This window comes from Rhizobium sp. CCGE531, from assembly GCF_003627795.1.
In the GTDB taxonomy this organism is placed as follows: domain Bacteria; phylum Pseudomonadota; class Alphaproteobacteria; order Rhizobiales; family Rhizobiaceae; genus Rhizobium.
In genome coordinates this window covers 2,033,782-2,055,677 of sequence record NZ_CP032684.1, presented here as the reverse complement: position 1 = coordinate 2,055,677, position 21,896 = coordinate 2,033,782, and the positions used below count along the sequence as shown (strand labels likewise).

At 59.5% G+C, this 21,896-nt stretch carries 24 protein-coding genes and 1 tRNA gene; 17 read left to right on the top strand and 8 right to left on the bottom strand.

Going from position 1 to position 21,896, the window contains the following annotated elements:
* Nucleotides 1-34 precede the first annotated feature (34 nt).
* Nucleotides 35-505: a hypothetical protein gene (locus tag CCGE531_RS09985; RefSeq protein ID WP_120664012.1), complete on the bottom strand. Its 471-nt coding sequence runs from the start codon at nt 503-505 to the stop codon at nt 35-37.
* Nucleotides 506-857: 352 nt separating this feature from the next.
* Between CCGE531_RS09985 and CCGE531_RS09980 the strand changes: the two genes are divergently transcribed.
* The 3 genes from CCGE531_RS09980 to CCGE531_RS09970 are packed head-to-tail and all read left to right on the top strand — an operon-like array spanning nt 858 to nt 4,078.
* The gene (locus CCGE531_RS09980) at nt 858-1,322 is read left to right on the top strand and encodes a MarR family transcriptional regulator (RefSeq protein WP_120664011.1); all 465 of its coding nucleotides are present in this window, start codon (nt 858-860) and stop codon (nt 1,320-1,322) included.
* On the top strand, nt 1,315-2,541 hold the full coding sequence (locus tag CCGE531_RS09975; protein WP_120664010.1) for an HlyD family secretion protein: 1,227 nt from the start codon (nt 1,315-1,317) through the stop codon (nt 2,539-2,541). The genes CCGE531_RS09980 and CCGE531_RS09975 overlap by 8 nt, the downstream gene beginning before the upstream one ends.
* Nucleotides 2,534-4,078, top strand: a complete 1,545-nt coding sequence (locus CCGE531_RS09970) for a DHA2 family efflux MFS transporter permease subunit (RefSeq protein ID WP_120664009.1) — start codon at nt 2,534-2,536, stop codon at nt 4,076-4,078. Before CCGE531_RS09975 ends, CCGE531_RS09970 begins: the two co-directional genes overlap by 8 nt.
* A gap of 176 nt (nt 4,079-4,254) precedes the next feature.
* On the opposite strand, the gene CCGE531_RS09965 is transcribed toward CCGE531_RS09970, so the two are convergent.
* Nucleotides 4,255-4,851, bottom strand: coding sequence for a DNA-3-methyladenine glycosylase (locus CCGE531_RS09965; RefSeq protein ID WP_120664008.1), 597 nt, complete (start codon nt 4,849-4,851; stop codon nt 4,255-4,257).
* A 422-nt stretch (nt 4,852-5,273) separates the two neighbouring features.
* Here CCGE531_RS09965 and CCGE531_RS09960 point away from each other — a divergent pair.
* Nucleotides 5,274-5,363, top strand: a tRNA-Ser gene (locus CCGE531_RS09960).
* A gap of 164 nt (nt 5,364-5,527) precedes the next feature.
* On the opposite strand, the gene CCGE531_RS09955 is transcribed toward CCGE531_RS09960, so the two are convergent.
* Complete coding sequence (locus CCGE531_RS09955; RefSeq protein WP_120664007.1) at nt 5,528-5,923, bottom strand: VOC family protein; 396 nt, start codon at nt 5,921-5,923, stop codon at nt 5,528-5,530.
* A gap of 86 nt (nt 5,924-6,009) precedes the next feature.
* Complete coding sequence (locus CCGE531_RS09950) at nt 6,010-6,438, bottom strand: Tautomerase enzyme (protein WP_120664006.1); 429 nt, start codon at nt 6,436-6,438, stop codon at nt 6,010-6,012.
* A gap of 118 nt (nt 6,439-6,556) precedes the next feature.
* Between CCGE531_RS09950 and CCGE531_RS09945 the strand changes: the two genes are divergently transcribed.
* From CCGE531_RS09945 to CCGE531_RS09915, 7 genes are all read left to right on the top strand, one after another.
* Nucleotides 6,557-7,171, top strand: coding sequence for a TetR/AcrR family transcriptional regulator (locus tag CCGE531_RS09945; protein ID WP_120664005.1), 615 nt, complete (start codon nt 6,557-6,559; stop codon nt 7,169-7,171).
* 186 nt (nt 7,172-7,357) lie between these two features.
* On the top strand, nt 7,358-7,981 hold the full coding sequence (locus tag CCGE531_RS09940) for a flavodoxin family protein (protein WP_120664004.1): 624 nt from the start codon (nt 7,358-7,360) through the stop codon (nt 7,979-7,981).
* Complete coding sequence (locus CCGE531_RS09935) at nt 7,974-8,846, top strand: sigma-70 family RNA polymerase sigma factor (RefSeq protein WP_120664003.1); 873 nt, start codon at nt 7,974-7,976, stop codon at nt 8,844-8,846. Before CCGE531_RS09940 ends, CCGE531_RS09935 begins: the two co-directional genes overlap by 8 nt.
* Nucleotides 8,847-9,071: 225 nt before the next feature.
* Nucleotides 9,072-10,262, top strand: a complete 1,191-nt coding sequence (locus tag CCGE531_RS09930) for a septal ring lytic transglycosylase RlpA family protein (protein WP_120664002.1) — start codon at nt 9,072-9,074, stop codon at nt 10,260-10,262.
* Between the two features lie 70 nt (nt 10,263-10,332).
* Nucleotides 10,333-11,541, top strand: coding sequence for a D-alanyl-D-alanine carboxypeptidase family protein (locus CCGE531_RS09925; protein ID WP_120664001.1), 1,209 nt, complete (start codon nt 10,333-10,335; stop codon nt 11,539-11,541).
* Between the two features lie 153 nt (nt 11,542-11,694).
* Nucleotides 11,695-12,372: a dTMP kinase gene (gene tmk / locus CCGE531_RS09920; RefSeq protein ID WP_120664000.1), complete on the top strand. Its 678-nt coding sequence runs from the start codon at nt 11,695-11,697 to the stop codon at nt 12,370-12,372.
* Nucleotides 12,369-13,400: a DNA polymerase III subunit delta' gene (locus CCGE531_RS09915; RefSeq protein WP_120663999.1), complete on the top strand. Its 1,032-nt coding sequence runs from the start codon at nt 12,369-12,371 to the stop codon at nt 13,398-13,400. Before tmk ends, CCGE531_RS09915 begins: the two co-directional genes overlap by 4 nt.
* An 89-nt stretch (nt 13,401-13,489) precedes the next feature.
* Here CCGE531_RS09915 and CCGE531_RS09910 read toward each other — a convergent pair whose 3' ends face one another.
* Together CCGE531_RS09910 and CCGE531_RS09905 are read right to left on the bottom strand one after the other, a co-directional pair.
* Nucleotides 13,490-14,089 carry a phosphoribosylglycinamide formyltransferase gene (locus tag CCGE531_RS09910; protein ID WP_120663998.1) on the bottom strand — a complete coding sequence of 200 codons (600 nt, stop codon included), beginning with the start codon at nt 14,087-14,089 and terminating at the stop codon, nt 13,490-13,492.
* Between the two features lie 161 nt (nt 14,090-14,250).
* A complete protein-coding gene (locus CCGE531_RS09905) occupies nt 14,251-15,051 on the bottom strand; it encodes a sulfite exporter TauE/SafE family protein (RefSeq protein WP_120663997.1) in 801 nt (266 codons plus the stop codon).
* 250 nt (nt 15,052-15,301) lie between these two features.
* On the opposite strand from CCGE531_RS09905, the gene metG reads away from it, so the two are divergent.
* The 5 genes from metG to CCGE531_RS09880 all read left to right on the top strand — a co-directional run bounded on the left by metG (nt 15,302) and on the right by CCGE531_RS09880 (nt 19,519).
* On the top strand, nt 15,302-16,855 hold the full coding sequence (metG, locus tag CCGE531_RS09900) for a methionine--tRNA ligase (RefSeq protein WP_120663996.1): 1,554 nt from the start codon (nt 15,302-15,304) through the stop codon (nt 16,853-16,855).
* Between the two features lie 8 nt (nt 16,856-16,863).
* On the top strand, nt 16,864-17,646 hold the full coding sequence (locus tag CCGE531_RS09895) for a TatD family hydrolase (RefSeq protein WP_120663995.1): 783 nt from the start codon (nt 16,864-16,866) through the stop codon (nt 17,644-17,646).
* Nucleotides 17,647-17,650: 4 nt separating this feature from the next.
* Nucleotides 17,651-18,478 carry an MBL fold metallo-hydrolase gene (locus tag CCGE531_RS09890; protein WP_120663994.1) on the top strand — a complete coding sequence of 276 codons (828 nt, stop codon included), beginning with the start codon at nt 17,651-17,653 and terminating at the stop codon, nt 18,476-18,478.
* Nucleotides 18,475-18,966 carry a YbaK/EbsC family protein gene (locus tag CCGE531_RS09885; RefSeq protein ID WP_120663993.1) on the top strand — a complete coding sequence of 164 codons (492 nt, stop codon included), beginning with the start codon at nt 18,475-18,477 and terminating at the stop codon, nt 18,964-18,966. The genes CCGE531_RS09890 and CCGE531_RS09885 overlap by 4 nt, the downstream gene beginning before the upstream one ends.
* 73 nt (nt 18,967-19,039) lie before the next feature.
* Nucleotides 19,040-19,519, top strand: a complete 480-nt coding sequence (locus CCGE531_RS09880) for an SRPBCC domain-containing protein (protein ID WP_120663992.1) — start codon at nt 19,040-19,042, stop codon at nt 19,517-19,519.
* Nucleotides 19,520-19,700: 181 nt separating this feature from the next.
* Here CCGE531_RS09880 and CCGE531_RS09875 read toward each other — a convergent pair whose 3' ends face one another.
* Both CCGE531_RS09875 and CCGE531_RS09870 read right to left on the bottom strand, forming a co-directional pair.
* Entirely contained in the window at nt 19,701-20,441 is a 741-nt protein-coding gene (locus tag CCGE531_RS09875; RefSeq protein WP_120663991.1) for a class I SAM-dependent methyltransferase, read from the bottom strand.
* 455 nt (nt 20,442-20,896) lie between these two features.
* On the bottom strand, nt 20,897-21,751 hold the full coding sequence (locus CCGE531_RS09870; RefSeq protein WP_120663990.1) for a D-alanyl-D-alanine carboxypeptidase family protein: 855 nt from the start codon (nt 21,749-21,751) through the stop codon (nt 20,897-20,899).
* Between CCGE531_RS09870 and CCGE531_RS34225 the strand changes: the two genes are divergently transcribed.
* Entirely contained in the window at nt 21,750-21,890 is a 141-nt protein-coding gene (locus tag CCGE531_RS34225; RefSeq protein WP_162943882.1) for a hypothetical protein, read from the top strand. The two genes, CCGE531_RS09870 and CCGE531_RS34225, sit on opposite strands and share 2 nt — an antisense overlap.
* Nucleotides 21,891-21,896: the final 6 nt, after the last annotated feature.

Genomic DNA, 21,896 nt, shown 5'->3' with positions numbered 1-21,896 from the left:
CGGCCGGTTGTCCGCCTGGGAAAGGGTCGGCTTGCTACGCCTTGTGGGTCACCGCTTCTTCTTTCGGGGCCATCGATATGGTCGTGCTGAAATATGGCCAGATGAAAGGTCCACCCGCGCCCTGGTTCAAATCCTGCCTAATCGATTCATAGCCTTGAATCGACGGCGGCGACGACTGGTTGGTCACGAGAAGCGTAATCGCCGTGATGGGGCTTCTTGCCTCGCCGCTCTTCCAGATCATATAGATGAATTTGCCGCCCGCGCCCTGCTTCAGATCCTGCCCGGTCCAACTCCAACCCGAGGGAGGATTGGATTGGGCCTGATCGTAGGCGACGAAATTGAGCGAGGTAACCGGGTTGTTGCTGCCGCGCTGATAACCGATGTAGATATATTTTCCGCCAACGCCGGTATTTGTATCCACCGGAATGAAATCCCAAGGCGGCTGGTATTTCGGGCCGGAGCTGTCATCGACCTGGTTGGTTAGAGCATTGATTGCACTAGTCATTTTTCCAATTCCTCCCATAATGTTTTAGGCAATTCTAATATACAAAGAATTTAGAAATACGCAACCATTAATATATTTTATTATTATGACATATATATTTTTGGATGTTTCCAAACGGACGCCTGCCACGATGCCCTGCATATGCCGATATCGGGGCAGTTTCGGCCGCTTTCGATCCGTCAGGGAATCCTCACCCGTGAAAACGAGGGGGCACTGCGGCATCTTTGCGACACCCCTGCGACATCTTCGACAACAGCCATTTCTTGATCGCTCGCCCTCTTGTATCACGTGGGCGCTTACTATACGTATCGGCAATTATGAGGTTGCTTATCAATAGCAGGCTTTTCATACCATGAATTCGACACCCACCCTCGGTTTTCTCCTCCATGACGTTGCCAGGCTGCTTCGCAAGCGGTTCGAGCAGCGCGCCAAAGATTTGGGCCTGACGCGTTCTCAATGGCAGACGCTCGCCTATCTCGCAAACAACGAAGGCATCCATCAGGCCGGCCTGGCGGAAATGCTGGAGATCGAGCCGATTACGCTGGTTCGCATCCTCGACAAGCTGAGCGAGCGCGGCCTGGTGGAGCGCCGGCAGCATCCGAATGATCGGCGAAGCTGGCTTCTCTACATGTGCGAGGAAGCCCGGCCGCTGATCGATACCATGCGCGATATGGGCGACCAGACACGCAAGGAAGCGCTCGAAGGAACCTCAGAGGAGGATCACGAGCGCCTTCATGAATTGCTTACCCTCATGAAATCGAACCTGCTTAGCGCCTGCCGTTCGAAGGCAGTCGACAAAGAGTTACAACATGGCTGACGCATCTTCTTCACTTCGCATGCCCGCAAACGCAAATTCCGCTGAACGGAATGAGACCCCGGTGGCCGAGGCCCCGTCCTCCAATCCGTCGCCGCAGCCCGCGGCGCCTGCAGCCACGGCCCCGATCGCGCGCCCGGAATCGCCGCGCAAGCGCCGCAATCCGACGCGACCGGTCCTGTTTGCACTGCTCCCCGTCGCGCTCGTCATCGGCGGCTATTACTACGTCACCGGCGGACAGATCATGTCCACGGACAATGCCTATATCCAGGCCGACATGGTGGGCGTTTCCACGGATGTCTCGGGCACAGTGATCTCGGTGGATGTGCATGAGAACGAAGCGGTGAAAAAGGGCGAGGTGCTCTTCCGCCTGAAGCCCGACTCCTTCCGGATCGCACTGGAGGGTGCAAAGGCGCAGCTCGGCAACGCCAGGAACCAGATCCTGAACCTGCAGGCGAATTACAAGCAGGCCCTGGCCGAAATCGCCCAGGCACAGGCCGACATTCCCTATTACCAGACGGAATTCGAGCGCCAACAGAACCTGATCAACAGCTCGGTTGCCTCGAAGGCGGCATTCGACCAAGCCAAGCACAACCTCGAGGCCGCGCAGCAGAAGGTATCGGTCGCGCAAGCGCAGGCGGCAACGACACTCGCACAATTGGGCGGCGAGGGCACCGCCGATCAGCCCGTCGAGCAAAATCCGCTTTATCTCCAAGCCAAGGCCGCGGTCGACAATGCGCAGCGCGAGCTTGACGATACCGTGGTGCGCGCGCCTTTCGACGGCATCACCGCCAACGTCCCCTCGCTTCAGGTCGGCGCCTATCTGACGGCCGCGCAGCAGGGATTCTCGCTGGTTTCGACCACGCATATGTGGATCAATGCGAGCCCGAAGGAAACCGAGCTTACCTATGTGCGCCCCGGTCAGAAGGTCGACATCTCGGTCGATGCCTATCCGGAAGTGACCTGGAAGGGCACGGTGGCCAGCATCTCGCCCGCATCCGGCTCCAGCTTCTCGCTGCTGCCGGCCCAGAACACGACCGGCAACTGGGTCAAGGTCGTGCAGCGCATTCCGATGATCATCAGCATCGATGACATGCAGGGCAAACCGCCGCTGCGCGTCGGGATGAGCGTCATCGCCGGTGTCGACACCGGCCATGCCCGCGGCCTGCCGGACTTCGTTGCCAACCTACTGGGCCATTCCCGCGGCCAGGATCATGAGTAACGCTACCACCGCTTCACCGTCGGCGCCCGTCGCCAATCGCGGCGCGATCACCGCCTGCGTCATCCTGTCCGTCATCATGCAGGCGCTGGACACCACGATCGCCAACGTCGCGCTGCCGCATATCCAGGGCGACGTCTCGGCCAGCGCCGACCAGATCAACTGGGTCCTGACCTCCTACATCGTCGCGGCGGCGATCATGACGCCGCCCTCCGGCTTCCTTTCGGCGAAGTTCGGCCGCAAGCGCGTCCTGCTGGTCGCGATCGCCGGCTTCGTCGCCGCTTCCGTCCTGTGCGGCCTGTCGGAATCACTGGCGCAGATCGTCGGATTCCGCCTGCTGCAGGGGCTGTTCGGCGCCTCGCTGGTGCCGCTGTCGCAGGGCATCCTGCTCGATATCTACAGTGTCGAGGAACGCGGCCGCGCCATGGCGCTGTTCGGCGTCTCGGTCATGGTCGGTCCGGTGCTGGGGCCGGTCATCGGCGGCTGGCTGACCGACAATATCAGCTGGCGCTGGGTGTTCTACATCAACGTGCCGATCGGCGCGCTCGCCTTCTTCGGCATCGTCGTCTACGTGACGGAAACGAAGCTCGATGCGCTCGCCAAACTCGATTGGTTCGGTTTCAGCATGCTTTCGATCACGATTGCGGCGCTGCAGCTCTTTCTCGACCGCGGCGAACAGCTCGACTGGTTCTACTCGAGCGAAATCATCATCGAGGCGCTCGTCTGCGTCAGCGCCTTCTATCTCTTCATCGTCCATATGTTCACGGCCGAGCGAAGCTTCGTCAATCCGCGGCTCTTCATGGACCAGAACTTCGCCGTCAGCATATTGTTCATCTTCATCGTCGGCGTGACCTATCTGGCTTCGCTGGCGCTGATGACACCCTATCTGCAGACGCTGATGGGCTATCCGGTCGTCACCGCCGGCATCGTCATGGGACCGCGCGGCCTCGGCACCATGTTCTGCATGTTCCTGGTGGGGCGCCTGATCGGCAAGGTGGATACGCGCTGGCTGCTGTTCATCGGCCTCGCGCTGACGGCCTGGGCGATGTATGACATGACCGGCTGGACGCCGGATGTCTCGCAATGGACGCTGATATCAGTCGGCTTCGTCCAGGGTGCGGGCCTCGGTTTCCTCTTCGTGCCGTTGACGACGGTCGCCTTTGCGACGCTGCCGGCGCAGATGCGCGGCGAGGGGACGGGTCTCTACAATCTCTCGCGCAATATCGGTTCCAGCGTCGGCATTTCCGTCGTTTCGATGCTCATTACCGAGAACATGCAGGTCAACCACGCCAACATTGCCGCCTATGTGACGCCGTTCAACCGCCATTTCGATGCGACGGCCGCGCAGGGCGTGAGCCCCTTCACGGCGGTCGGCCGCGCGACGCTCGACGGCATGATCACCACCCAGGCAACCGTCATCGCCTATATCGACGACTTCAAATTGCTGATGCTGATGTCGATCTTCGCCATGCCGCTATTGGTGCTGCTGCGCAAGCCGAAGGCGCCTCCGGCCGTCGACCACAGCGTCGCGATGGAATAGAGCATTTCCAGCAAAAGTGCGCAGCGGTTTTCCGTCCGGAATGCGCTGGGAAATAAAAAGATAAAGCGTTTTCGCGATTCGAGGAAAAGCAGAAATGCTTGCCACGCAGCCTTTCCAGTTTCACTGCGTGGCGCAGCGACCGCCGGGCACCACCCCGGCGGTCTTTTTGACCAAGATCATGGGAAACGCCGGCTGACGAAACGCGAGCCCGCCGCGCCGAAACGCCAGAGCGGATCGATGTTTTTGGTGATTCCAATGCGCTTGCCCGAGACAACCGGCACTGGTTCCGCCAGGGATATCGAAAACGGCGCCGCATCCAGCGAGCGGCCGTCGAGGCTTATATCGACAGCAAGCGCCTGCGAAAGCTTGCCCGGCCCATTGCAGAGCGAGACGATATCGGCAAGCCCCCGCCGCCGGATCATCTCCTCGATGCCATTTTCCGGCTCGATCGCCCGGATGAGCACCGCGCTCGCTTTGGTGCAGACGAAATTCAGGCACCAGTGAATGCCGTAGGAGCGGTAGACATAGACATGGCCGGCCGGTCCGAACATGGCCGCATTGCGCGGCGTCGGCCCGCGATATGCGTGGGAAGCCTCGTCATCGGGCCGATAGGCCTCCGTCTCGACGATGCGACCTCCTATGCCCGCAACCGTGAAACGCGCGCCGATGAGATCGGACGCGACCACGACGGCATCTCGGTTGAAAAAGCTAGTAAGGGCAGGACCGGCGAGGGGCTTGGCGCCGAGCGACAGGGAATGATCGTCAGAAGTCATGGCAAGGAAACTATCCCGGATAGCCGAAGCCATCAACACGAGGTCGAGAAATCAAGGTCTTCGCGCCCAACGTGTTGATAATTGACAATAACTAAGCTTAGCTTATTAATGACCTGCTTCAGTCAGATTTGACCCCTGACCTGGCGAAGGTGGCTCGACCGTCTCCAGCGGCCGGGCCACCTTATCTGTGTCGCCTTGACGAAACGAACCTCGCGCACTGCCCCGCCAGGCGCTCGATCGACATCATTCTCAATCACCATCCATCTGATGTCGAGAATGCAAGAGAGGTAGGCGGAACACATTGACGCGGCGATCAAAGCTGCTAAAAAGCCAGCCGTCGAGTGATTGGGTAGAAAATCGGCAACCGCATCCGATTTCGAAGAATCAACAAAGTGTCGATTTTTTAGCCTTTTCAATGACTTGGAAGAGTGTCCGAGTGGTTTAAGGAACCGGTCTTGAAAACCGGCGTGCGGGAAACCGTACCGTGGGTTCGAATCCCACCTCTTCCGCCAGTTCCGCAGTGTCCAGCCCGGACACATAGGTTAGGTTTTATTCCTGAGACATAGGTAACAGTTCTCCATTGGGAGGACTGATGAAGACGGACGATCCTGGGCGACGATTCAGTCGCAAGTTTAAGCTGGCGGCGGTTCAGCAAATACCGCCGACTACCTCACGTCTACAAAAGACAGTCCAGCATCCACTGAACACCGAACCGATCAGTAAGTTTGCCGTAGTAACTCCCCCACGGTTGCAACGCGAGATGCGTCGTGACCTTGCCGCCATCGGCGAGCCTCGTGAATAATCTGTCGGTGGTGGCACGATCGTCCATGATGAGCATGTGAGCCGAGCCGCGCATGGGCTCAGCGTCGTGATTGTCCGAGGCGAAGAACAGGAGTCCTGGCCCCTCGAAGCGAGCGTGCATGACTTTGCCCCGCATGGCCTCGCTGGCGAGTGGCATACCATGATCGCCATGACGCATTAGTGTCGTGACCCGACCAAGTCCACATTCGGTATAGAAATCAAGCGCCGCCTCACACTGAGTCGTAAAAAAGAGATAGTTGGCAAGCTGCATGACACGGTCTCCAACAAGGTGGCGCCAGACCGCGAATTCTTCGCTTCGCGCGGTCCAGCTTTTGAGGAATTTCAAGCTGATAATCGCTAGAGTGCGCTAGCGGCGCCCGATATGGCCTCGACCAAACCCGCATTGTCGTAGCTGCGTCCTGCTATGCCCCAGGCTCCTTCGGGCGCGTAGACAATGTTTGACCAGATATGCTCTCGCTTCAACCGTCCTCCGCCGGCTTTTTCGACGACATCGGTAGCCCTCGCGATGAATATCCTTTTTGCATCCGGCGTCGCCAGCGCGATTTCCGGCAGCTTGAGTTCGACAAAAGCTGCCGCCACCGGCTTGCCACCAGCAAGTACATGTTCCTTCGGCAGCACGTTGATCGAACCAACGATATTGGCCGCCATGAAGGTATTCCCAGTCAGACCCGAGACTTCGAGGATCGCGTCAGTCAGTCCGGCGAAAACTTCGGCCTGAGCTTCCGGCGACAGTAAGCCTTCGGGCACGGTGAGCGTAATGGGCATGGATTTCTCCTCATTTGAATAGGGATAGCATTTGATATATATCGAATGCTCTCTATCCATACACATGGATCACTCTCTATGCAAGATATAAAGAGTGGTCACTCTCAATGGAGTCGGCATGCGTTACAGCGCGGAACATAAACAAGAGACTAAAGCCAAGGTCGTAGCGGCGGCGGGGCAAGTTTTTCGGAAGGAGGGCTATGGTGGCGCCGGCATTGATGCATTGACCAAGGCTGCAGGCGTGACCAACGGCGCTTTCTATGGACACTTCAAGTCCAAGAGCGAGGCTTTCCGCACTGCTGTGCTATCGGGCTTGGAAGAGTTGCGGCAAGGTGTGGCGACGTTCAGAGCCAGAGAGCCGCGAGGCTGGCTGACGACCTTCGTGAGCTTCTATCTTGGTTATAAGCGAACCTGCGATCTCGGCGAAAGCTGTGCCTTGCCCAGTCTGTCCCCTGACGTTATGCGCTCGGACGATGATACGCGAGCCGCTTATACGGTGGAGCTGAAGCGCCTCGTCGAAGAGGTGGCCGCAGGTTTGCCAGAGAACCGGGATCCAAACGCGCTCGCAGCTTCGCGAGACGATCAGGCAATCGTGCTGCTCGCTATGCTCAGCGGAGGCGTTACGCTTGCCCGAGCCGTCTCAGATCCTGGGCTGTCGGAACGCATTGCTGATCTCGTCGCACAGGCAGCCCTACGCTTGACTCAGCAGGAGGCGCGAGACGTGCATATTTGAGTTCTGCCGATCTTAGCGCCGCGCGGCGTTAGAGGGTTACAGCGCAAAAGTAATGCTCATTATCGTCGGACACGGGCCGCCAGTAGATTTTTCCAAAATTTACCTTCCCATAAAATCCCGGCATGTCACAATCCGCACCCATGCCTTGTCATCCCCTTCGCAACACCAATTTCGAAGGAGATGAGAATGATCCGGCAGAGCATCGCAATCGTCTATCATAGCGGCTATGGGCATACGGGCCGGCAGGCGGAAGCCGTGAGGGCGGGGGTTGAGCAGGTGGATGGCGTCGAGGCCATGCTGTTGACGGTGGACAAGGTGGAGCGCCACTGGGATGATCTCAATGCCGCGCAGGCCATCATCTTCGGGTCGCCGACCTATATGGGCGCGGTTTCCGCATCGTTCAAAGCGTTCCAGGAGGCAACATCGAATGCCGTTCTCGCCAAGGGCTACCTGTGGAAGGACAAGATCGCGGCGGGCTTCACCACCTCGGGGTCACGATCCGGCGACAAGCTTTCGACGCTGATGCAGATGGTGATCTTCGCAGCCCAGCACGGAATGCATTGGGTCGGCCTCGATCTTCCGCCGGCGAACTGCTCTTCGACGGGTTCCGAAGAGGATATGAACCGCCTCGGCTTCTGGCTTGGCGCGGCGGCGCAGGCGAACACGGATGAAGGCCCGGAGACCGCGCCGCCTGCATCCGATCTCGCCACCGCCCGCCATCTTGGGCGACGGGTGGCGCTGACGACGCTGCAATTCGCCCGTGGCTGCGAAATCATGTCATTCCCGCGCGAGCTTGCCGCCCATGAGTGAAACGCCTTCGGATCCGATCTTCTCCGAACTGCGCCCGCGCCTCGTTAGGCTTGCCTACCGCATGCTCGGATCGGTCGCGGATGCCGAGGACGTCGTGCAGGATACCTGGCTGCGCTGGCTGGCGATCGATCGTGCTGCCGTTCGCACGCCCGCCGCGCTTCTGCGAACCATCGTCACCAGGCTTTGCCTGAACGAGCTGAAATCGGCACGCCGTCGCCGGGAATCCTATGTGGGCTCCTGGCTGCCCGAGCCGATCTTCGATCCGGAAGATGCCGATGCGGCCGACGACATAACGCTGCCGTTGATGCTGGCGCTGGAACGCCTGTCACCGCTGGAGCGTGCCGCCTTTCTCCTGCATGACGTGTTCGGCATGGATTTCGACGACGTTGCGTTCGCGATCGGCCGCGAGGCCGCCACTTGCCGCAAGCTTGCCAGCCGGGCGAGGGCGCATGTCACCGAGGCGCGGCCGCGCTTTGCCGTGGGCAGGGAACAGGGGCTCAAATTTGCCACCGCTTTCTTCACCGCGTCGCGAACGGGGGACATGGCCGCTCTTCGCGCCTTGCTTTCCGAGGATGTCGTTGTTTATGCCGACGGCGGTGGCAAGGTACCGACCTCGCGGCGACCGCACATCGGGCTTCCGGCAGTCATGCTGCTTCATGAGCAGTTGGCGCGGCTTTTCCGCACGGAGCCCTCGCGACTGATCCATTATGCCGTCATCGACGGCTTGCCAGGCTTCGTAACGATCGAAGGCGGGAACGTCGTGCAGACGACCGCGCTGCACATCGAGCGCGAAAAGGTCGTTGCCATCTATTGCATGCGCAACCCGGACAAGCTGCAACACATTATCGGCGCAATGCCCCATTGATGGTTGACGGCGCGAAGAACCGGATGCGAAACGGTCCCCCTCGCTACTTCAAGCCGGCGCCGCTTTACCGTGCATTAACCATGACTTTCAGAATTTCTTCAGTGCGCTCAATTTGCATCGCAAAAACGACAAACTGTAATCATGATTAAAGCACCGTTAGGTGATTGGAGCGTAGCAGGATACCGGAATGAGGGAATGTGCCGGTAGCATACCTCCGTCAAAGTAATGAGTAGCGGCTTGGGACAGATGACATCAGAAAATCGTGCGGTGACATGCGCAACGGGTATGCGTTGGTTTGCTCTTTCCCTGATGTGCGCAACCATCACGGCCTGCGGAACGTCTCAGAAGGTCGCCTCGACGCGCCAACACGGCAAGGAATATTTCTCCGAGAAGGAATATGGCGTGAAGGCGAGCCCTCGCGTCGTCAACAACGGCCCCGTGCCGAAGGGCGGCGGCCGCTTCATGGTCGGCAATCCCTATCAGGTGAAGGGTAAGTGGTATTACCCCAAGGAAGATTACGGTTACAGCAAGGTCGGCATCGCTTCCTGGTACGGCTCTGCCTTTCACGGCCGCCTGACGGCCAATGGCGAAGTCTACGACCAGCAGGCATTGACCGCCGCGCATCCGACCTTCCCGCTGCCGAGCTACGCCCGCGTTACCAATGTCGAGACCGGCTCATCCATCATCGTGCGCGTCAACGATCGCGGCCCCTACCACCCCGGCCGCATCATCGACCTTTCCAATAAGACCGCGCAGATGCTCGATCTGCAGCACAGCGGCACCGGCGATGTGCGCGTGCAATATGTCGGCCGCGCCCGGATGGACGGCCATGACGACCCTTATCTGATGGCTTCCTACATTCCGAAGGGTTCGCGCTTGCCCAGTATCAATCCGGGCGGTCAGATCGCGACGGGCGTGATGGTTGCTTCCGCAGGCCGTATGACCGCAGATCAGCTGCCTGATTCCGAAACCCCGCTTCGCGCAAGCCGCCAGCAGCGCAGCTATGACGCCGCGCCGGCGATCGCTCCCATTCCGCGCCAATCGCCTTACGCGACGACGGCTTTCGCCGGCTCGACGCCGGATGCCGGTTACAACCGCAGCAAGCGCAACGATCCGCCGCCGATGGAATGGAACGGCGGCGCCATGCCGGCAGCGGAGTCGGGAGATCCGTCCATGGTCGTCCTTCCGAGAATCGGCCCGATCCCCTATGAACGGCCGGACTTCTCGCGACGTCTTGCAAGCCTGAAGGATGAAACCCCGGGCTCGACCGTTGCCGCCTACCAGGAAGCTCCCGTCAAGACGGTTTATGTCAATCTCGCCTTCGATGCCGTCATGGTTCGCAATGACGGGTTGACGCAGGAATCGATCCTTTCGTCCTATCACCGCGGGCATCAAGGCGCGACGCAGGCGGATTGATCGGTATCATTGCCTGAATCTCAACCCGTCACTAAAATAATCGTGCCGGTGATCGGATGAAGGGGACGATATGCCAAAGCGCTTGATTCTTTTGTTCCTTTTTGTCCTCGGGATCGGCCACGCCTCCGCCTTTGCGCAGGCGGCACCTGGTACTTTCGATACCAAGGCCGCGCAGGCATTCCTGATCGAGGCCTCGACCGGCACAATCCTGCTTGCGAAGAACGAGGACCAGCTGATTTCGCCGGCATCGCTTGCGAAGTTGATGACGCTTGATGTCGTCTTCGACGCGATCGGAAGAGGGCAACTCAGCCTCGATACCGAATATCCCGTCTCGGAAAACGCCTGGCGGACGGGCGGCGCTCCCTCGCGCGCATCGACGATGTTCGCCGCGCTGAAATCGCGCGTACGCGTCGGCGACTTGATCCAGGGCGTGGCCGTCCAGCAGGCGAATGACGGTTGCATTATTCTGGCGGAAGGCATGTCCGTCAGCGAACGCGAGTTCGCGCGGCGCATGACGGCCCGCGCGCGCGAGATCGGCATGTCGCGGGCGACCTTTACCAATTCCACCGGCCTACCCGATGCGAGCGACCCCAAGGGCGGCAGCAAGGTTTCCGCGCGGGAAATGGTCATGCTGGCGCAGGACCTGCAGGAGAAGCACCCGGATCTCTACAAATATTTCGGGCAGGCCGACTTCACCTGGAACAAGATCTATCAGCGCAACAAGAACCCGATGCTTTTGCTCAATATCGGCGTGGACGGCCTGGGGCTCGGCTTTGCCGAAGGCGAAGGCTTTTCGATCGTCGCCTCCATCCAGCGCGACGGCCGCCGGCTGTTCCTGGCGCTTGGAGGCCTGAAAAGCGACAAGGAACGCATCGAGGAGACGCGGCGCGTCCTTGAATGGGGCCTCGGCAACTTCAAGAGCCAACGCATCTTCGCCGATGGCGAAGTGATCGGCGATGCCAGCGTCTATGGTGGCGCCGCCTCCACCGTCGGCCTGCAGGCGAAGATACCCGTCGATGTCTATGTCCCGATCGAAACGCCGGATCGGCTGTCGGCGCGCATCGTCTATCGCTGGCCGCTGGCCGCGCCCGTGGCCGCAGGCTACGAAGCGGGAACCCTTCGCGTGTTCCTCGGCGCGCGGCTGGTGCGTGAACTCCCGCTCTACACGAAGGAATCGGTCGGGCAGGGCACATTGGGCCGCCGCGCCTTCGATGCCTTCATGGAATTGACGGAATCCCTGCTGTTTTCCTGGCTATGGGATAAGCCTTTGCCGAGCTGAGAGAGCCGAACGGCTCGCGAAATCTCTGTTCACACCCCATATAGAGTCACGCACATCGAGACATGCACGGTTCCACCGAGGCATGTCTTGGGTTAAACAGGATGCGTATCGCATACCAGACGGATGGCACGCGAAAAGTGCAGGACATGATCATTGGCTGATGCAAACGGATTATTCGTAAGCTTCGAAGGCGGGGAAGGGGCCGGCAAATCCACCCAGATTCGCCGGCTGGCTGAACGGTTGCGCGACCGTGGCCATGAGGTTCTCGTGACGCGCGAACCCGGCGGATCACCGGGCGCGGAAGCTGTGCGACACGTCCTGCTTTCCGGCGCGGCGGAAATGTTCGGCACGCGAATGGAGGCTATTCTCTTCGCCGCCGCCCGCAACGATCATGTCGAGGAAGTCATTCGTCCGGCGCTTTCGCGCGGCACCATCGTCCTTTGCGATCGCTTCATGGATTCCTCGCGCGTCTATCAGGGCGTGACGGGCAATCTCGAGCCTGACTATGTCGAGGCCCTGCAAAGGGTCGCCGTCAACGGCGTCGTGCCGGACTGCACGCTCATTCTCGACATCCCGGCCAAAATCGGCCTGGAGCGCGCACGCAAACGCGCCTCCGCCGTCGCCGCGCCCGATCGCTTCGAGAAGGAAGAGATGCAAACCCATGAGAAACGCCGCGAGGCCTTTCTCGATATCGCCGCCCGCGAACCCGATCGTTGCCACGTCATCGACGCACAGCGGTCCGAAGACGATATCGCGGCGGAAATAGCCGGGATCGTGGACAAGCGACTTGGGGCTGCCAATATCGCCGCGGGATCGGAAGCGGCACAATGAGTGACGAACGGCCGGGCGTCCTCGACGGCGCCATTCCTCCACAGGACAATGTGAAGCTCTTCGGCCATGAGCAGGCCGAGGCTTTCCTCGCCCAATCCTATCGCTCCGGCAAGGGGCATCATGCCATGCTGATCGAGGGGCCTGAGGGCATCGGCAAGGCGACGCTTGCCTTTCGTTTCGCCAATCATGTTCTCTCCCATCCCGATCCCGCATCCGCGCCGGAGACGATCGGCGATCCGGACCCGGCATCCGCCGTCAGCCGGCAGATTTCCGGTGGCGCCTCCCACAATCTGCTGCATCTCAGCCGACCGGTCGATGACAAGACCGGCAAGGTGAAGTCGGCAATCACCGTGGACGAGGTGCGCCGCGCCGGAAAGTTCTTCTCGCAGACCTCGGGCACGGGCAATTGGCGGATCGTCATCATCGATCCAGCCGACGATCTCAACCGCAGCGCCGCCAATGCCATCCTGAAGATCCTCGAGGAGCCGCCGAAGCGCGCTTTGTTCCTCGTGCTTTCGCATGCGCCGGGCCGGCTTCTGCCGACGATCCGCTCGCGCTGCCTGCCTTTGAAGCTCGCGCCGCTTGCAGATGATTCCTTGCGCATGGCGCTCGAAAATCTAGGCGTGCCGGCCGGGCAGGGGAGCGAATTGCTCGCGGCCGCCAAGGGCAGCGTCAGCGAGGCGCTCAAACTGCTGAATTACGGCGGCGGTGAAATCATCGAGGCCTATCGCCAGGCGCTTTCAGCGGATGGCCCCGCGGCCCGCAAGGCAATGCACCGCCTCGCCGATGCGCTTTCAGGCAAGGACAGCGACACGATCTTCGGCTTCTTCGTGGCTCATATCGGCGATGACATCATCGATCGCGCCCGCGCCGCCGCGCTCGACGGTTCCGTTGCCACGGCCGAAAAGCTGGCCCGCCTGCATTTCGAGACCACCGAGCGGCTGAACGTGTCGCAAGCCTATAATCTCGACCGCAAGCAAACGCTGATCACCATTCTCGGCGAGCTCAAGCAGCAACTTTCGGCGTAGATTTATTATGCAATCGCTGACGGAAAACCGCTGCGCAGTTTGCCGGAATTGATGGCGTCTGCTGCTCGCGGCCCAAAGCAGATGCCAATTTACAAAGGTAGTCGCAGTTTGCCCGTTGCGATGCGACGTATGAGGTCAACGAAAAGGTCGCATTCCGCAGCCATAACCCGCTGCTCTAGCGAAAGCACGTCATCTAATGGATCGATTTGAACAGTCGCAGTGGCCACTGTTCCACCATGGTCATATTCTCCGTCGACAAGGTGGATCGTTGCGCCCGTTTCGGTCTCTCCATTTTCGAGCACCGCTTGATGCACCCTGCGCCCATACATTCCCAACCCGCCGTATTTCGGCAAGAGCCCTGGATGAACATTCAATATCCGTCGATCAAACGCCTCCAACGAGAGGGGGCCTAGTTTCCTGAGATAGCCAGATAAGACAACGAGTTCAGCTCCATGGTCGATGAGCGTGTCCCGAAGCTGTTTGCCTGCATCCGCCTCCCTGTCTTTTGTCGGGATGTGAAACGAGGGAATGCCATTGGCTTCAGCATAGGCAAGCGCCGAGGAAGAAGCTTTGTTGCTGATCAGCACGACGGCTGCCGCGTCTATTCTATTCGCGCGAATGGCCTCGTTGACGGCGCGAAAGGATGTTCCATTATTCGACGCGAGGAACGCTATACCAAGCCGATTCATATCGAACCTCGTTGATCGATGTCATGGCAACAACCGAGGTTCCCTTTAATGATAACTGGCGAAAATTTTCAATGACCGCCCCTCGCACATTGCCGCCCATCCGGTAACGGAATCTGGTTGATCGCACGCACTACCCAATTCCGCACTTATCTTTGAATACGCTAGGGAAGGATCAGCTTCCAGGCGACGATGGCCAGCGTGGCGGCGAGGATGATGCGCACGGACCGCTCGTGCAGGCGCGGCGCCAGCAGGCTGCCGGCAACAATGCCCGGGATCGAGCCTACCAGCAGGGCGAACAGCATTGTCCAGTTGATCTCGCCGATGAACCAATAGCCCATGCCGCCGATCAGGGTTAGTGGCACGGCATGGACGATGTCCGAGCCGACGATTTCGCGCACATCCGTCTGCGGATAAAGCACCAGCAGGACGGTGACACCGAGCGCGCCCGCGCCGACAGAGGTCATGGTGACAAGAATGCCGAGTATAAGGCCGAGAAGGACTGTCAGCAAAGCGATGTTGCGAGGCGATATGGTTCCGCGCTCGCCGCGCCATTTGCGAATGGCCGCCAGGATCTGGCCACGGAAGATCAGCATCAGTGCCGTCAAAGCCAGGAGACAGCCCAGGGACAGGGTGATGGTATGGGCGACGGCAGGGCTCTCGCGATTGACGCCGGCCATGATCCAGAGCATGGCGAGCGCCGCCGGGACGCTGCCGGAGGCCAGGAGACCGACGACCCGCCAATTGACCCGCCCGTGAATGCCGTGCACGGCCGTTCCCGCTGTCTTGGTGATTGCGGCATAGAGCAGGTCGGTGCCAACGGCCGTCGCCGGGTGCACGCCAAAGAGCAGGACGAGCAGGGGCGTCATCAAGGAGCCGCCGCCGACGCCGGTTATGCCGACCAGCATACCGACGAAAAAGCCGGAAACGGAATAAAGCGGCTGAAAGGAACCAATCAAACTCAAATTCAGAGGCCCTTGAAGCCGTTGGGCGGATCAACCCATAAAACGATGAAATTCACGGTCATCTCTGTCCTGCGTTCCCGTCTTCCGAAGGGGTAAAGGCGAGGCGGGGTCGAGTCAAGCAAGGCATCATCCCGAAGTTCCGAATGCTGCGGGCGCGAAACTTGGTGTTTCGCTCCCGGCAAACATGCGCTAAAGCGAGCGGAGCCAAGAATAACAGAGACGCAACAGTAAAAGCGGACCACTGCCCGACATGACCGAAAAAACTCCGTTCTACATCACCACCGCGATCGCCTATCCCAATGGCAAGCCGCATATCGGCCATGCCTATGAGCTGATCGCCACCGATGCGATGGCCCGTTTCCAGCGCCTCGATGGCCGCGACGTCTTCTTTCTGACGGGTACGGACGAACATGGTCAGAAGATGCAGCAGACGGCACGCGCCGAGGGCATGGAACCGCAACAGCTCGCCAACCGTAATTCAGACGAATTCCAGGCAATGGGTAAGCTGCTGAACGCGTCGAACGACGACTTCATCCGCACCACGCAGCCGCGCCATCACGAGACGTCGCAGAACATATGGAACCTGATGGCCGATGCCGGCGACATTTACAAGGATTCCTATGCCGGCTGGTATTCCGTGCGCGACGAAGCCTATTACCAGGAAAATGAAACCGAGCTGCGCGCCGACGGCGTGCGCTACGGGCCGCAGGGCACGCCGGTCGAGTGGGTGCAGGAGGAGAGCTATTTCTTCAAGCTTTCCGAATACCAGGACCGCCTGCTGAAGCTTTACGAAGAGAACCCGGACTTCATCGGTCCGGCCGAGCGGCGCAACGAGGTGATCTCCTTCGTGAAGTCGGGCCTCAAGGATCTGTCGATCTCACGCACCACCTTCGATTGGGGCATCAAGGTGCCGAACGATCCGGCTCACGTCATGTATGTCTGGGTCGATGCGCTGACGAACTACATCACGGCGACCGGCTATATCGAAGACCGCAACAATCCCCGGGCGAAATACTGGCCGGCGGACCTGCATGTCATCGGCAAGGACATCATCCGCTTCCACGCCGTCTATTGGCCCGCCTTCCTGATGTCGGCGAAGCTGCCGCTGCCGAAGCGCGTCTATGCCCACGGCTTCCTGCTCAACAAGGGCGAGAAGATGTCGAAGTCGCTCGGCAATGTGGTCGATCCCGTCAATCTCGTGAACCACTTCGGCCTCGACCAGGTGCGCTACTTCTTCCTGCGCGAGGTCTCCTTCGGCCAGGACGGCAGCTACAGCGAAGAGGCGATCGGCACGCGCATCAATTCCGATCTCGCCAATGGTATCGGCAACCTCGCCAGCCGCTCGCTGTCGATGATCGTCAAGAACTGCGACGGCCAGATCCCCGAATGCGGTCCGCTGACCGACGAGGACAAGGCACTTCTCGCGCAGGCCGACGCTCTGCTGGCCTCGAACCGCGAGGACATGGGCAAGCAGCTCATCCATCGCGCGCTTGCTTCCATCATATCAGTCGTTTCCGAGACCGACCGCTATTTCGCGAGCCAGGAGCCCTGGGCGCTGAAGAAGACCGACCCGGCACGCATGGCGACCGTGCTCCATGTCACGGCCGATGTCGTGCGCCAGATTGGCATTCTATTGCAGCCCTTCATGCCGGAATCCTCTGCAAAGCTTTTAGACCTCATTGCAATCCCTGCCGACAAGCGTGATTTCGCGGCGCTCGGCGAGGCAGGCCGCCTCGTTGCCGGAACGCCGCTGGAGGCACCGAAACCGGTCTTCCCGCGCTATGTCGCGCCGACCGTCGAATAGGGTTTTCCATGCTGATCGATACGCATTGCCATCTGGATTTTGCCGACTTCGAGGAGGAGCGCGACGCGATCGTCGCGCGCGCCCATGAGGTCGGCGTCAAGCAGATGGTCACCATCTCGACCAAGGTCAGGAAGCTCGATGGATTGCTTGCGCTCACCGAGCGCTATCCGTCGGTTTTCTGCTCGGTCGGCACGCATCCGAACAGCGCCGACCAGGAGCTGGACATCCAGACGGAAGACCTGGTGCGGCTGGCAAATCAGCATGAAAAGATCGTGGCGATCGGCGAGGCGGGCCTCGACTATTTCTACGATACCGTCAAGCCAGAAGACCAGAAGACCGGCTTCCTGCGCCATATCGCTGCCGCGCGCGAAACGAAGCTACCGCTGGTCATTCACAGCCGTAGCGCCGATGAGGACATGGCGGCGATCCTGACGGAAGAGACGGGGAAGGGGGCCTTCCCCTTCATTCTCCATTGCTTCTCCGCCGGCCCTGCCCTTGCCCGCACGGGCGTCGAACTCGGCGGCTACATCTCCTTTTCCGGCATTCTGACCTTCCCGAAATCGGAGGAACTGCGGGAGATCGCCAAGACGATCCCGCATGACCGGCTGCTGGTCGAGACCGATGCGCCATATCTTGCGCCGAAGCGCTGGCGGGGAAAACGCAACGAACCGTCCTATGTCGTCAACACCGCCGAGGTGCTGGCCGATACGATCGGCGTCAGCACGGCGGAGATCGCGGAGATCACCACGGCGAACGCGTTCCGCTGCTTCTCCAAGATGACGAGGGTCTGACGTCGTGACATACCGGCGACGCTTCACCATTTTGGGCTGCTCATCGTCGCCGGGTGTTCCCCGCATTACCGGGGATTGGGGCGATTGCGATCCCAAGAACCCGAAGAACCGGCGCACGCGCGCGGCGTTTCTCGTCGAACAGATCGCGCCGGATGGCGGGATTACCACCGTCGTTATCGATACGGGACCGGATTTCCGCGAACAGATGATCCGCGCCGGCGTCAGCTCCATCGACGCCGTGCTCTATACTCACGCCCATGCCGACCATATTCACGGCATCGACGACCTGCGCGGCTTCTTTCATATCTCGCAAGAGCTGATACCGATCCACGCCGATCCGCCGACCATGGATCGCATTCGCGAGGGGTTTCGTTACTGTCTGGAGACACCGCCCGGCAGCAGCTATCCGCCCATCGTGCGGCCGGTGCTGATAGAAAGCCTCGAGACAAGCTTCACGATCGCGGGGGCGGGCGGTCCGATCCGTTTCTGGCCTCACAAGCAGCTGCACGGCGATATTCACTCGCTCGGCTTTCGTATCGGAAAGCTCGCTTATTGCAGCGATATCAGCGACTTTCCGCCGGAATCGGTAGAAAAAGTTGAGGATCTCGACGTCCTGATCATCGACGCTCTGCAGTATCGGCCACATCCGAGCCATCTATCGCTGGAACAATCGCTTGGATGGATCGAACGCTTGCGGCCGAAACATGCCATCTTGACCCATATGCATACGCCGCTGGATTATGACACCGTGCTGGCAGAAACGCCCGATCATGTCGAGCCGGCCTACGATCAGATGCAGATCGAGCTTGACGTGGAGGATGACGATCCATGAGCGAAGACACCAGAAAGCTTTCGAGCCTGGAGCGCGTCGAGCTGGCGGCGCGCAATCTGGGCCTGGATATTTCGATCAGGCGCATGGAGCAATCGACGCGGACGGCCGAGGAAGCCGCCAAGGCGGTCGGATGCGCCGTCGGCCAGATCGTCAAGTCGCTGGTCTTCGTCAACGCCGATACGCACGAACTGACGCTGCTTCTTGTTTCGGGCAACCATAATGCCGATACGGCTTATATTGCAACGGCTTACGGGGTTCGACTGAAGCGTGCGGATATCGATCGCGTTCGCGACGAAACCGGCTTTGCCATCGGCGGCGTCGCACCGATCGGCCATCTCGTCGACCTGCCTGTTTTCATGGATGAGAGCCTTTTGGCGTATGATCAGGTCTGGTGCGCGGCCGGACGCCCGGACAGTATTTTCGCCTGCAATCCGAAACTGCTGGCCGAGAAGATCGCAGCCAAGGCGATCCGCATCAAGGCGAACTGAAGCGGCGACGCCGTGGGCATTTGATCGGCCGAGCCGGACGAACCGCTACGATACTCACGACGAGGAGGACGTAATGCGCGAGGCAACAGGCACGAAGAGAACCGACACGGCTTCCAGAATAATCTGCGCCACGCCACACGCGGTCTTCGATGCGTTCGTCAATCCCGATGCATTGATCGCCTGGCTTCCGCCCGAAGGCATGACGGGGCATGTTCACGTCTTCGAGCCACATCAAGGCGGCAATTATCGGCTGGCGCTGTACTATGATGCAGCGGATCATTCGACACCCGGAAAATCCTCCGAGCACACCGATATCGTTTCCGGCCGGTTCCTCGAAATCGTTCCTGACAAGCGCATCGTTCAGGCGGTGGATTTCGAATCTGACGACGCAGCATTCGCCGGCACGATGATTATTACGTGGTCGTGGGTGGAGGTGCCGTCCGGTACGAAGGTCACCGTAGTTTGCGAGGACGTGCCATATGGCATCGGCAAGAAAGACCATGACGAGGGCTTGAAATCGACTCTCGAAAATCTTGCCAATTATCTGAAATAAACCGAAAAATGGCGATCTCCTTCATCGCGGTCACACCCGATTTTGTTCCATAATCTATCTTATCTGATATTTTCATGTACCGGGGTGGATTCCATTTTCAAATGCGACAGAGACAGCACCGGCCATGATTTCTTGAGGATGGAATGGCCTGCTCTTTTGCGTAATTGAACAGGCCTGCCCCTCATGCCTCCAGGGTCATAACGACGATCCAGGCCTGCCATCTGACGCCCGGGATTTTGAGCAGCAAATTGTCGATCTGTTCGCCGGTGCCCCGGACCGCGGCGCCGAGCGGGCTCCTGCGAAACGGGATCGAGGCAAGCGCAGCAAGCCCGAAGAATTCCAGATTGCATTTCGAGAAATGCTTGCGCACGATCTCGAAGTCGGATTTCAAGAGCGGATGCTCGTCAACCGTACGGGCGGCTGGCGTCCGGTTGCGATAGAGATTGATCACGGGATTGTGGCCGAGTGGCTCGAAGAAGAAGGCTTTGCCGCCGGGTCGCAGCACACGCCGGATCTCGCTAAGTGATTTCTCCAGGACCAGGTGGTGCAGGATGCCGCTGCCGAAGACGACATCAAAACCCGCCGACGGCAGCTTCATATCTTCCGCATTATCGACCTGGAACGCCACATTGTCGATGCCGCGGCGAACCGCCGTATCCGTGGCCTGCTGAATAGCGACGTCCGAAATGTCGATACCGGTAATCCGCTTGGCGGAGTGCGCGAGACCAATGCTGCTCATGCCGTTTGAGCATCCATATTCAAGCACGTCCCTTTCGGGACAGGCCGCCCTCACCAGCCGCCAATAGGCGTCCACAGCGGGCTTTACGGCGAAATAGAACGAGTCCTCCTTGCGCTCCTCCACCGCACCGAAGCGTTCATTGTGAAAGTCGCGCTCACGCGTCAAACGTGCATCATACGTCATTCCGGTCCTCCCAACTTGACCTAATGCGTTGAAATGTTTGCGAGATCTTATAGGAGCATCCGGCCGGTCGCGGCCAATGATGGATCCTTCATTTCCGGAGAATAACAAACTGAAACCAGATATCTCCGCCTACGCGAATTCGCAGTTCGGCGCTGATTCCTACCAGATCATGACAAGCGCAACGAACGAGCAACTTCCGCAGAAGACATAGGGCAGCCCGCCAGCTCGGCAATCATTACTCAACTATTTATCGTAAGAGAGCCATCTCAGCATTCAACCGTGTCGGGGTTTTCATCGCACTTTTGCACGAAGAAACCCGATCCCCTACCCTGTACGATAGGCATGATGTGGTTGGTTTAGCTTCTCCGTCGGCGGAGCAACTCCGGAAGCGGAGCCATCTTCCTGTCAGCTGTCCAAAGATGAATGGCCGGCTGGATGCTGAAATCGAGCAGAAATCAGTTCGCCGAGCTTTGCTTGGGAGCACCGGTCGATACCGTGGCTGTTGTCGCCACTGGGACCAGATACGTGTCCAGAAGGCTTGCCATCTTGTTGTCGCGAATTTCGGCGGTCTTCTCACCCATGACCACGCCGACGACGCGGCGACCGTTCTTTGTCGCAGAGGTCACGAGATTATAGCCGGAGGCGTCGGTATAGCCGGTCTTGATCCCATCGGCTCCGGCATAGCGATACATGAGATTGTTGTGACCACGCAGCTTCATGCCGCGGAATTTGATGCCGCGCATGGAGAAGAGCTTGAACTCCTCCGGAAAATCCCGCATCAGCGCGACACCGAGCGTCGCCATGTCATGGGCGGTCGTCACCTGCTCCGGATCCGGCAGGCCCGAGGCATTCTTGAAGACGGTGTTGCTCATACCGAGCTTGTGCGCTTTTTCGGTCATCATCCGGCCGAAGCTGTCCTCGGAGCCGCCGAGCTGCTCGCCGATCGCGACGGCCGCATCATTGGCCGACAGGACGACGATGCCTTCGACAGCTTCGCGCACGGTGACCTTGCGGCCAACACCCACGGCGAACTTGAAAGGCTCCTTGCCTTCGGCGTTTTCCGACATGGTCAGCTTCTGATCCCACTTCAGGCGGCCGCCATGCAGCGCTTCGAAGGCAAGATAGAGCGTCATCATCTTGGTGAGCGATGCCGGATAGTTCAGCTCGTTCTCATTCGATGCCTCGAGCACCTGGCCGCTATGGGCATCCACGACATAACTTGCCTGCCCGGCCTGCGCTATCGAAAGACTGCCAAGAAGGGATGCGGCCGAAAGCGCCGTGGTGAGGAGCAGGGAAGTTGTCTTGAGCATGGAACTCTATCTGGCACTCTATATTGACGATCCGGGCGAAGGCGGGCAGCGGTCGAAAGGCATCGCTGAATTTGGAAGGCGATGGATCAGACAATTCTGTGGCGGAAAGAAGAACGCTGCCACAAAAAGGGCTGCATGACGCATA